Source organism: Staphylococcus sp. GDX8P80P, assembly GCF_017893095.1.
In the GTDB taxonomy this organism is placed as follows: domain Bacteria; phylum Bacillota; class Bacilli; order Staphylococcales; family Staphylococcaceae; genus Staphylococcus; species Staphylococcus borealis.
On the sequence record NZ_JAESMI010000064.1, the window covers coordinates 1 to 11,984 of the forward strand.

General features: G+C 35.3%; 13 protein-coding genes. 3 read left to right on the forward strand and 10 right to left on the reverse strand.

What is annotated here, in order from left to right; genetic code table 11:
• Positions 1-241: 241 nt before the first annotated feature.
• A complete protein-coding gene (locus KA858_RS06305) occupies positions 242-913 on the forward strand; it encodes a M15 family metallopeptidase (RefSeq protein ID WP_210135260.1) in 672 nt (223 codons plus the stop codon).
• A 27-nt stretch (positions 914-940) separates the two neighbouring features.
• Here the strand turns inward: KA858_RS06305 and KA858_RS06310 are convergent, their stop codons facing one another.
• The 4 genes from KA858_RS06310 to panB form a co-directional block, all read right to left on the reverse strand.
• Complete coding sequence (locus KA858_RS06310; protein WP_245342044.1) at positions 941-1,843, reverse strand: hypothetical protein; 903 nt, start codon at positions 1,841-1,843, stop codon at positions 941-943.
• 171 nt (positions 1,844-2,014) lie between these two features.
• Complete coding sequence (gene panD, locus KA858_RS06315) at positions 2,015-2,398, reverse strand: aspartate 1-decarboxylase (RefSeq protein ID WP_011274512.1); 384 nt, start codon at positions 2,396-2,398, stop codon at positions 2,015-2,017.
• Positions 2,399-2,401: 3 nt separating this feature from the next.
• Positions 2,402-3,256, reverse strand: a complete 855-nt coding sequence (gene panC, locus KA858_RS06320; protein WP_210135261.1) for a pantoate--beta-alanine ligase — start codon at positions 3,254-3,256, stop codon at positions 2,402-2,404.
• Positions 3,249-4,067 (reverse strand): 3-methyl-2-oxobutanoate hydroxymethyltransferase, encoded by an 819-nt coding sequence (gene panB / locus KA858_RS06325; RefSeq protein WP_210135262.1) that lies wholly within the window; start codon positions 4,065-4,067, stop codon positions 3,249-3,251. The genes panC and panB overlap by 8 nt, the downstream gene beginning before the upstream one ends.
• A gap of 81 nt (positions 4,068-4,148) precedes the next feature.
• On the opposite strand from panB, the gene KA858_RS06330 reads away from it, so the two are divergent.
• Positions 4,149-4,997 carry an oxidoreductase gene (locus tag KA858_RS06330; RefSeq protein WP_107629345.1) on the forward strand — a complete coding sequence of 283 codons (849 nt, stop codon included), beginning with the start codon at positions 4,149-4,151 and terminating at the stop codon, positions 4,995-4,997.
• A 268-nt stretch (positions 4,998-5,265) separates the two neighbouring features.
• Here the strand turns inward: KA858_RS06330 and KA858_RS06335 are convergent, their stop codons facing one another.
• Genes KA858_RS06335 through KA858_RS06360 form a run of 6 tightly spaced genes read right to left on the reverse strand, consistent with a single transcriptional unit; the run spans position 5,266 to position 10,862 of the window.
• Positions 5,266-6,183, reverse strand: coding sequence for a D-ribose ABC transporter substrate-binding protein (locus KA858_RS06335; RefSeq protein ID WP_053030145.1), 918 nt, complete (start codon positions 6,181-6,183; stop codon positions 5,266-5,268).
• A gap of 19 nt (positions 6,184-6,202) precedes the next feature.
• Complete coding sequence (locus KA858_RS06340; RefSeq protein WP_107629346.1) at positions 6,203-7,141, reverse strand: ABC transporter permease subunit; 939 nt, start codon at positions 7,139-7,141, stop codon at positions 6,203-6,205.
• On the reverse strand, positions 7,122-8,618 hold the full coding sequence (locus KA858_RS06345) for a sugar ABC transporter ATP-binding protein (protein WP_210135263.1): 1,497 nt from the start codon (positions 8,616-8,618) through the stop codon (positions 7,122-7,124). Before KA858_RS06345 ends, KA858_RS06340 begins: the two co-directional genes overlap by 20 nt.
• Positions 8,619-8,630: 12 nt before the next feature.
• Positions 8,631-9,020, reverse strand: coding sequence for a D-ribose pyranase (rbsD, locus tag KA858_RS06350; RefSeq protein WP_107629348.1), 390 nt, complete (start codon positions 9,018-9,020; stop codon positions 8,631-8,633).
• Entirely contained in the window at positions 9,013-9,894 is an 882-nt protein-coding gene (gene rbsK / locus KA858_RS06355; RefSeq protein ID WP_210135264.1) for a ribokinase, read from the reverse strand. Before rbsK ends, rbsD begins: the two co-directional genes overlap by 8 nt.
• Positions 9,891-10,862 carry a LacI family DNA-binding transcriptional regulator gene (locus KA858_RS06360; protein ID WP_210135265.1) on the reverse strand — a complete coding sequence of 324 codons (972 nt, stop codon included), beginning with the start codon at positions 10,860-10,862 and terminating at the stop codon, positions 9,891-9,893. Before KA858_RS06360 ends, rbsK begins: the two co-directional genes overlap by 4 nt.
• Before the next feature lie 243 nt (positions 10,863-11,105).
• Between KA858_RS06360 and KA858_RS06365 the strand changes: the two genes are divergently transcribed.
• Positions 11,106-11,972, forward strand: a complete 867-nt coding sequence (locus KA858_RS06365) for a helix-turn-helix transcriptional regulator (RefSeq protein WP_210135266.1) — start codon at positions 11,106-11,108, stop codon at positions 11,970-11,972.
• Positions 11,973-11,984 lie beyond the last annotated feature (12 nt).

Consider the following 11,984-nt stretch of genomic DNA (forward strand, 5'->3'; position numbering starts at 1 on the left):
TTAATATTACAATTCGTCATATTAAAAAAGTTCATGTCTTCACCTCTGATGTTTGTTTAGCTATACTTTAATCCTTTTTGTAAGCGCTTAATATACTAAAAATTATTATTTTATACCAAAAAATGACATTCGTTTTTTATCTTTAAACATAGGTTTATTATTATCTTTACATTTTCATATAATTTTATGTGATACTCTGTACATATAGCTTTATAATAATTCAATTATAGAGGTTGAGAATGTGAAAAAAATTATCTTAATTATTTTTTTAAATACGTTATTATTGGTAGCATGCTCACACAATTCAGAAAAAAAGAATATACAAAATCAAGATAATAAAGATAAACAAAGCACTACATTTAAGAAAGAAATCAAAAATGGTCGAACGTATTATGACGATATTTTAATTGTTAATAAAACAACAACGCTCCCACCTGATTATAATCCTGGTGAAAATCCGAGAGCACAACGTGCATTACAACGAATGTTTGCTGATGCTGGCAAAGAGGGTGTAAATCTTTATCAGATGAGTGGTTTCAGAAGTTACCAAACACAAGTGAGTCTGTATCAGCAGTATGTTGCGCGTGATGGTGAACAAGCTGCGAATCGATATAGTGCGCGTCCTGGCACTTCTGAACATCAAAGTGGATTAAGTTATGATGTAGGTGGTATTGGATCAAATTGCAATTTACGTGAATGTTTTGGAGATACTAATGAGGGGCAATGGATTGCACGCAATGCTCATAACTATGGTTTTATTGTGCGTTATCCCAAAGGTAAAGAACAGGTAACGGGCTATCAATATGAACCATGGCATCTTCGCTACTTAGGAAAGGACACAGCTACTAAAGTAGCACAATCTGGCAAAGCCTTAGAAGAATATGTTCATTATAAAAAACGCTCAGAAAGCTAACTTATGACTCTCTGAGCGTTCTAATTACTATTCAACCTTTTTTTCTTTGACTACATTACCATTAGCATCGAGTTTTTGAAGTGTGCCATTTTTATTTCTATAGGAACCAACGATTTCTCCATCTTGATTGCGATATCGTACCGACCAATCACCATTTGAATTAAGTAACTTCACATCTTCCCACAAATAACCTGAATCTGTTAAACTAACACCTTCAAAATCTGCAATAATTTGATAAATTTGATTTCTAAGATGTAATCCTACGCCACCCAATCTCTCCAACTGTTTGTAAGAGATGCCATTCTCGTCATAACTAATGTCAGGATACTTATTATCAATATGCATTTTACTTACTAATTCTGGCAAAGCTTTGTTATGTTTATTTTTTAAATAGACATCGCTTAAATTCACTTCTCTACCATATTGCATCAATGCATTATAATCTATGATTGCGGCTTGTGTTCCGCCTAAGAATATCTTTTCATTATTCACACCGATGATTGCAGCAAAATTTCGTTTATCAGGATATACAGTGTAAAAATGCATATCTTTTGGCGCATTTGCAACAGGTTTATCATGCTTAACTAACGTAAAATCGACTAATTTATAATGATACTCCCCAGCTGGTGCTATAGCTAAATAAAATCCAGTTAAAATTTCATTTTTAGTTAATGTATATTGGTCAACATGGTCGACACAAAATGCTAAAGCTAATTTTTCCTTTTCCGAAAAGTTAGCTACTATATCTTTAGTTTTTTCTTCATTCTTCTTTTTACTTTCAAGATTATTTTGTTTTTTATTGTCTTCTGTTGTCTTAGTATCCGTTTGTTTCGAATGTGACTTAGTTTTATCTTCCTTGGACGATTCATTCGTACTACAAGCTGTTAAAATCAACATAAATGTGATGCTAAGTAATATAAATCTTTTCATAAACGAGCCCTCTAATCTAATCATTTTATATAATTTTATTATACTATATAAAAGTTATACATATAGGCGTTACTTATAATATTTTGATCCACTATATACACAAAAATCCGATAGCTTTTAAGCTACCGGATCGAAATCATTTCAATATTTTTAGACTGCCGTCATACTTATTTATTTAATTATAGTGCCTTCTTTTTCATGAATCATTTGAATAATTTCATTCTTCTCATTCATCACAGCAACTTTCGGTGCATGATCAACTAATTCACGTTCATCTAATTGAACATAAGTCATAATAATCACCACATCGTCAACTTCAACTAATCGAGATGCTGCACCATTAAGGCAAATCTTGCCACTACCTCGTTCACCAGCAATGACATAGGTTTCAAAGCGGGCACCATTATTGTTATTCACGATGGCTACCTTTTCATTCGGTAAAATATCAACTGCATCCAAGATATCTGCATCTATCGTAATACTTCCAACATAATTTAAATTTGATTCTGTTACTCGTGCTCTATGAATCTTACCATTCATCATTGTTCTAATCATAACTTACGATTCACTTCCTAAAATAATATTATCTATTAACCGTGCTTTCGAGAATTTAACAGCGAGTGATATAAAGATTTGACCTTGTATTTCTGTCGCAACTTCTAAACCGGGGTAACTGTAAATTGCAACTTCATCAATATGACCACGCGTATGTTCCGTTAAATATGCCTTAATCTCACCAACAATAATATGACTACGACGTTCCCCTTGGTTATATAACGTTTGCGCTAATGCTAAACTTTTACTTAGGTGAACAGCCTCTTGTCGCTCATCGTCAGTTAAATATACATTTCGCGAACTGCGTGCGAGTCCATCCGCTTCACGTACAATATCAACACCAACAATTTCAATTGGGTGGTTAAAATCTTCAACCATTTTTTCAACGATTGCAAGTTGTTGCGCATCCTTCTTACCAAAGTAAGCTTTATTAGGACTGACGATATTAAATAGTTTATTCACGACAGTCACAACGCCGTCGAAATGACCTGGACGTTGTGCGCCTTCTAAGACTTCCGCTAGACGTCCCACCTTCAATATTACGCTTAATTCGTCTGGATACATTTCTTCTACTGTTGGATGGAAGACGTAATCCACATGAATAGCTTCAACTAAAGCTACATCTTGATCAATTTGACGTGGATACGCATCGAAATCTTCGTTTGGCCCGAATTGTAGTGGGTTGACGAATACGCTAATCACTGTAACATCATTGTCTTCAACTGAGCGACGCATCATACTTAAATGCCCTTCATGTAAGGCGCCCATTGTAGGAACAAAACCAATGGTCTTCCCCGAACGTTTCAATTCTTGCGTAATGTGTTGCATCTCAGCTACAGTTTGAATTACTTTAGTCATTACCATTTACCTCGTCCAATATCTTTTTCTTATACGTGTGTGCTTCAGCTGGAAACGTCCCTGCCTTAACTTCCTCATCATATTGTTTGATGCCTTTAATTCCCACTGAAAAATCACCAAATTGTTTCACAAATTTAGCATAACGATCTACACCATAATTCAACATATCGTGATAAACCAATACTTGACCGTCTGTGTCTTTTCCTGCGCCGATACCAATCACTGGTATATCTAATTGGTCACTAATTAAACCAGCTAAGTCACTAGGGATTGCTTCTAATACTAAAGCAACTGCGCCTGCTTCTTGTACCGCATGTGCATCTTGAATTAATTGTTCAGCTGCATCTTTCGTACTACCTTGTAAACGATAACCCATAACACCCACGCTTTGTGGCATTAAACCTAGGTGCGCTACAATTGGTATTCCAATTTGTGTTGATTTCTTAATAAAATTAACTAAATGTGCACCTTCTGCTTTTAACGCATTCGCATTTGTTTGTTGATAAAGTGTGAGCGCATTTTTCAAATCATGTTCGTCACTCACACCAACTGCGCCAATTGGTAAATCTACTACTACAAAGGTATCATCTGCGCCTCTGCGTACCGCTTTACCGTGGTGAATCATGTCATCTAGCGTCACTTGTGTTGTCGTCTCATAACCAAGCACTGTCATTCCAAGTGAATCACCCACTAAAATCATATCTATATTTGCATCTTGTGCTTGTTTTGCGCTTGGAAAGTCATATGCCGTAATCATCGAAATTTTTGTTTTCTCTTGTTTCATTTCAACTAATTTTGCTAAATTTTTCATTTTTAAATTAACTCCTATATTAAAAGTTCGATAATAATACGTATAATTATATGTAAGAATACCTAGAAAGGAAAGTTTTAAATGCAAATTGCTGTTATTGGACCAGGTGCGGTTGGCACTACAATCGCCTATGAACTACAAACATCGTTGCCAAACGTCACACTAATTGGTCGTTCTAATAAACACATAACCATTCAACCCGCAAATCAAATGATAGAAGTATTTAATATAGATGACGTGACGTCGACCTTTGACGTTATAATCATTGCTGTCAAAACACATCAGCTTAATCATTTAATTCCAAAGTTACATCGTTTAGCCCATGACGAAACGTTATTTATTTTAGCTCAAAATGGCTACGGCCTACTATCTCGTCTTCCATTTCAACACACTTACCAAGCTGTTGTTTATATTAGTGGCCAAAAGTCGGGAAACGAAGTCGTACATTTTCGTGATTATCGCTTACATGTTCAAAAAGATGCTCAAACAATGCGCTTAAAACAGTTACTTGATCACACAAAAATTGAACTCGTACTTGAAGAACATATTGAAGACAAAATTTGGTATAAATTATTAGTTAACCTCGGCATTAATTCTATTACTGCGCTTGGTCATAATACCGCTCAAATCTTAAAAATTAAAGAAGTGGAACAATTATGTAAAAACTTATTATACGAGGGACAACACGTAGCTTTATCAGAGGGCATTACGCTTCCTGATTCATTGGTCGATGATATTATGCAGATTTATGCAGGTTATCCTGACCATATGGGTACGAGTATGTATTATGATGTGATCAATAGCCAACCGCTTGAAGTTGAAGCCATTCAAGGTTTTATCTATAGCAAGGCGAGATACTATAATCTCAATACACCTCATCTAGACACTGTTTACGCCCTTTTACTATCACATCATTCTATTGCAAAGTAAAAAGGGAATACGACGACATTTTTTAAATTCGTCGTAACCCCACTTTGCTTGTAGAATTTCTTTAAGAAATTCTCTTTGTTGGGGCCCCGAACCCCAACTTGCTTTGCTTGTAAAATCACTTCCGTGGTTTTTTGTGTTGGGCCCCGCCCGCAAGGATGACTAGAACTGAAAAAAGCTTGATTTAAGCGCATTTTCAGTTCAGTCAGCTACTGCGAATTTGCAAAATAGCATCATCATATGATTGATGTCCCAGGCTCTTTATTTCTAGTTAACTCTTACTTTGTTTTAACTTTAATGGTACTTTAATTTGTTTGTCTACAGAATCGCCTTTCATTAGGCCATTCACTACTTTAATTGCTTCTTTACCCATAAGTTCAGGTTGTTGCGCAATTGTCGCATCTAGTTTGCCATTTTTAATGGATTTCATCGCATCTTCATTACCATCAAATCCAATGACTTGAATGTCCTTACCACCAATTGCTTCTATTGCACCTAAAGCCATTTCATCATTTTGGGCAAAGATTGCTTGGATATCAGGGTGTGCTTCAAGCATGTTTTGCGTTACATTTAACCCCTCTGCTCTATCAAACTTTGCACTTTGTTTGGCGATGACTTTTAACTGCTTATCAGCAACGTCGTGGAACCCTTTACCTCTTTCTCTAGTCGCACTTGCCCCAGGTACACCTTCAAGTTCACCCACTTTGGCATTTTTACCGACTTTATCTACCAAGTAATTTCCAGCCATTTTACCACCTTCAACGTTATCTGACGCAATAAATGACGCTACATCACCTTTATCTACAGATCGGTCTAACGTAATTACCGGAATCCCTTCGTTATTAGCTGATTCTACCGCACTTGAGATTGCACTTGAATCTGTCGGATTAACAATTAAGTAATCTACTTGTTGTTGAATTAAATCTTCAATGTCATTCGTTTGTTTTGCTGAATCATCTCGTGCATCTACAACTTTGACTTTCATCCCTTGTGCTTTTGCATCTTTTTCAATGCCATTTTTAATTTTAACGAAGAATGGATTGTTTAACGTTGAAATACTTACACCAATTGTAATCTCTGATTTTTTCTTATTTGTTTTACCATTTTTATCATTTTTCAAAGGTGATTCTAAGGAACACGCTGCTAAAAATAGGACGAGTGCTAATGTAATGGCTAATAATTTCTTCATATTGTTATCCTGCTTTCTCTTATTTTTTACGGTCAATTAATACCGCAATTAAAATGACTACACCTTTAACGACTTGTTGATAGAATGAAGACACACCGAGTAAATTTAATCCATTATTTAAAACACCTATGATAAGTACACCTATAAGTGTTCCAACAATTCGTCCTTTACCACCTGTCAATGACGTACCACCAAGCACGACCGCGGCAATCGCATCTAACTCATAAGACATACCTGCTGTTGGTTGTGCAGAATTTAGACGTGATGTTAGTATTCCTCCGGCTAACGCTGACATTAATCCTGAAATACCATAAATAAAGATTTTAATTTTATTCACTTTAATACCTGAAATTTTAGCTGCTACCTCATTCCCACCAATTGCATATGTATGGCGACCGAACGTTGTTTTTTGAAGAATGATAAGTAAAATGATAAATACGATAATCATCGTTACTGCTGGTACCGGAATACCAATAAAGTAGCCTTTACCAAATAATTGGAATAAATAGCTATCACCTAAATTAGTAATTGGATTGCCGTCAGTAATGACTAGTGTTAATCCACGGAAAATCGTCATTGTCGCAAGTGTTGCAATAAATGGCGCCATATTCCCTTTCGTCACTAGTAAACCGTTGACGGCACCCAAAATAAAGCCTATCAGTACACCTATAATTAAGGCGATAATTGGATCAACACCACTTGTAATCATCAGTGCAATAAACGCAGATGATAAAGCAAGGATTGAACCTACTGATAAATCTATGCCACCAGTTAAGATAATAAATGTCATCCCAAAGGCAATCAGACCATTGATAGAAATTTGTCTTAATAAATTGAGTAAATTAGATAAATCTAAAAATGATGGATTTAAAATACTCACTACAATAATTAATAAAATTAGACCAATAAATGGAATAATCTTTTCCATGAACGATGTTTTAGCTGTTAACTGTTTCATTTAAAGTTCCCCCTGTAGCTAACGTCATAATATTTTCTTCTGTAATTTCATTTCCTGTAAGATCTCCTTTGATATTACCTTCATGCACGACCATCACTCTATCGCTCATGCCAATGACTTCTGGTAATTCAGATGAGACCATAATAATAGACACACCACGATCTGTAAGTTCATTCATAAGTTGATAAATCTCTCTCTTAGCGCCAACATCAATACCTCTTGTAGGTTCATCCAATATGATGATTTGCGCACCCGTACCAATCCACTTAGCTAATACGACTTTCTGTTGATTACCTCCTGATAATGAACCAGCTGGTAGCTTGCCTGGCGATTTAATGTTCAGTCTTTTGCGCATCGTATCAACAAATTGCTCAGAACTCTTATCGTCTACGATGCCACGTTTTGAAAAGCTAAATAACGAAGGTAACACCATATTGTCTTGAATGGAGAAGTCTAAAATTAATCCTTCTTCCTTACGATTCTCGGTTATAAAGGCAAGTCCATGTTTCATCGCTTCAATTGGGGACGTGATCGTCACTGGTTGACCTTTAATTTCAATGTCATTGTCTGCTTTATCCACACCAAATAAACTGCGCATCATTTCCGTACGTCCTGCACCCATCAAGCCACTTACACCTAGTATTTCACCTTTTCTAAGATAAAATGATTGATTCTCAATATGATGTAGCGGATTATTGAGACGTTTTACATTTAAGATCATATCTTGTGGTTCATACGTTCTATGTGGAAATTGTTCATCTAATTCGCGTCCTACCATTGCTTTTACAATTTGGTTGTACGTTAGATGACGTGTTTCATCGTACATCACAGAAACGCCATCACGCATGACTGTTATTTCATCTGAAATCTCAAATATTTCAGCCATTCTATGCGAAATGTAAACAAAGGCAACACCTTTTGCTTTTAAATTATGAATCATATCGAATAGACGTCGGATTTCTTTGTCTGTTAGGGTAGCTGTCGGTTCATCCATAATAATGATTTGTGCTTTCGTCATCATCGCTTTAGCGATTTCTATCATTTGTTGCTCACCAATCGAGCAATCTTTAACTACTTTATTTAACGGAATGTAGAAATCTAATTCTTTAAATACTTGTTCCGCCTGTTGTTTCATTGCTTTTGTATTGAGTATGCCCATTTTGTTGCGGATTTCTTTTCCTACAAACAAATTATCGAGTACTGTTAATTCTGGATATAAATTCAATTCTTGGTGTATAAAGGTTAATCCTTTTTCTTCCGCTTCTTTAGGATTGCTATATTCTATTTCAACATCAGAATACGTCATGACACCTTGATCTTTCTTATGAATACCTACTAAAATTTTCATTAGTGTCGATTTTCCAGCCCCATTTTCTCCCATTAAGGCATGGACGGTACCTGGTTTCAAAGTAAAATCAACACCCTTAAGCACCTCGTTATCACCAAAGGCTTTATGAATATTAGTCATTTGAATCATTAATCTCACCCCTTAAAATATGACACCACTTTGAAGTATGATGTTTGCATATGGTGTTGCTTCACCTGTACGTATAATCGCTTTCGCATCCTTCGTTAATGCTTTAAACGTTTCATGATCGACTTGTGTTATGTCTGAAAAGTCGTGTGTCACTTGCTTATAAATAGGTGCATTGTTTACTTCCATTTCCTCGGCTATCGTAATATGTTCAATTTCCATGTGTTGCTTAAGGACGTCATAAACGTCTAGGAAACTAGGCTTCCCTAACGTTAGTGCTAGGTCAATCTTCTTAACATCTTTAGGCACTGGTAGCCCACAATCGCCGATTACAATTTGATCTGTATGTCCTAAGTCGCTAAGTACCTTTGAAATTTCGCTGTTTAATATGCCTGTTTTATACATCGAATTCACCTTCTATTTCTGAAAAGGTCGGCATACCACCTTGAGCGCCCATACCTGTTACTGAGTGACTTGCTGCTAAATTCGCAAGTGTAAGGGCCTGTGCGATGGAATATCCCTTTTGTAATCCTACTGCGAAAGCACCATTAAATGTATCTCCGGCACCTGTGGTATCTTTAACTTCTCGCTTAAATCCTGCGATATGAACCTTTTTAGTGCCGTTATGATACATAGCACCTTTATCCCCTAATGTAATAATCAGTTTGTTAGGATAATATGCTAACGCTTCATCAATGTTAGTCTGGAACATTGCGTTACTCTCTGTTTCATTAGGTGTAATATATGTCGCTTTATCAATGACTTCTGCTTCTACTTCTCGGAATGGTGCCGGGTTAAGAATTGAGATTAAATCATGATCATCACAATAAGTTATGACGTCTTTAACTGTTTCGGCAGGAATTTCTTGTTGAATTAATACAATGTCACCTGCTTGCGCTTGATTTAATGCTTCCAATGCATACGCTGAAGTCACATAGTTATTGGCTGAAGGCACCACAATAATGCTATTGTCATTGTCTGATAATGTAATATGTGCTGTCCCTGATGCTGAATGTGTAACGGGTTTCAGAAATGTCGTTAAAACATGGTTATCTTCTAAATTTGTGAAAATTTGATTGCCAAAATCGTCATCTCCAATGCGTCCTACCATATACACATCATCACCAAGTCTGGCAGCTGCTACGGCTTGGTTCGCACCTTTGCCTCCAGGTGTCGTAAAGAATGACTCACCTAGTACGGTTTCACCTTTACTTGGTACTCTATTCGTAGAAACGACTAAATCAATAGATAAACTTCCAACTACATAAATACTTGTCATTTTGTCTTCCTCCTTGTAGATTCTCTATAAATTAAATCAACATCTAATACTACTTTCATTGTGATGTCATTATGTTCTAATTGTTGAATCAAACCTAATGCAGCTTGCTTACCAATGTCATAAGCAGGTTGTTTAATTGTTGTGAGACTTGGATAAAATAGCTTGGCTAACGGGATATCATCATACCCAATGACTTGTACGTCATCTGGAATAGTAATATGTAAATCATGTAACCATTTCATCATTTTCAGTGCTGATACATCATTGCTACATATCACACTATCGATATCATTGTGCTTAATGTAACGCTGCAATTTATCCATTGTGATATCACGCTCATCTTCAATCCATAATTGAATGCCCTGACTTTCTAACGTCGTTCTTGCACCGTTGAATCGTTCTTCAAACGAGCGATAATTTAGGTCTTGATGTAGCACTAATACACGTTGCGCATTGCCTTCTATGATTGCCTCAGCTTGTAATTGACCACCTTTATAATGATCTGCTTCGATACATTGTTGATTATCTGTAACGCGGTCAATGAGAACATAGGGTAATTGATAGGAGTTGAATTGATCAAAAGCAAATTGCGTCGATAATTGTGAAGCAATGACGCCACTGCAATTATTCACTTTAAATGTGGTTAAATAGTTAAGTTCTTTATGTTCTTGCATTTCACCATTACCAATCATGACATGATACCCTTTTTGAATTGCAGTATCCTCAACACCTTTAGCAACAATTGTGAAAAATGGATTACTCATATCTGGTAAAAGCAGTCCAATCGTTTTAGATTTCTTTGTGAATAAGGTTCTTGCAGTTTCATTTGGATAATAATCTAGGTCTTTGATGACTTGTTCAATTCTTTTACGTGTTGCTTCTTTAACATAACCACTTTTATTAATCACTCTTGAAACTGTGGCTACTGAAACATTTGCTTGTTTAGCCACTTCTTTAATCGTTCTCACTTTGCCACTCCTTTATTGTGTAACCGCTTACACAAAAATTTATCACTTTTTTCTTTTAAATGCAATATTAAATAAAACATTTATAGATTATTACTTTTGTAAATGTACGCTATCTTATTATTTATGTTTATTGATATATCGCTACTTTTTAAATTTGGAATTATACACATTACAAAAATAATATGATACTATATAGTTAATTTTCAAAGTAAATACAGAATTGATGCAAAGGGGACCCAATTCTTGGATAAATCAACTCGTATACTAAATATTTTAACTTTGCTTCTTAAAGGTTATGTTGTTACGCAACAAGACTTAAATCAATTCACTGATGTAAGTAAAAAATCAATTCAACGTGATATTAATACGATTAACACTTTCTTTTATGAAAATGAGTTTTGGAATCCTAGTAATACTAGAGTCGTTTATAATCATCAATTGGCAGGATACGAACTCAAGCAGGATACTCAAAGTAAACACAGTTTGGGCATTCTGAGTCTGCTCATTAAACTTCAAAGCTTAACGCCTATATTGCATCACGATATTCATAAATTTTTACTTAGTTCAATTACTTCAATGAAAGTTTCAGATAAACATGTTTTAATGAGTACGTTACATCAATTTAAAATCAGACAAGAATTATTGCCTGGGAAACATCTCATGCTCCTGCAAAAAGCAATTGTGAATAAAGAAATTGTTCGCATTGAACTTCAAGATAAAAAGATAGTGGTTAAACCATTATCTATCTTGTATATGCATTATGACTATTGGTTTACATATGAGGAAGACCATGAGATTGAAACGATTCTTCTTCGAGATATTCTGTCTGTTAAGATTTTAAATTTAAAATTTAAGAAAGATGGCACTTGTAATCCTGTGTTATTCCAAATTCACACACACTTTTGGAACCAATTCCAACAACAGTTTTCAATTAAGGAAGTTGTTGAACGAAGTGAGGATTATATCACGGTATGGGTGAATTGTACGCGTTTCGATGCGTATTATATTGCCTATCAGTTAGCGCCACATGCTAAGATTCTGAAACCACAATCATATATTGATAGTTTTGTAGAAAGATTAGATGAGATTAAAGGTATTTATAAATGTTGAGTTGTCAATTTA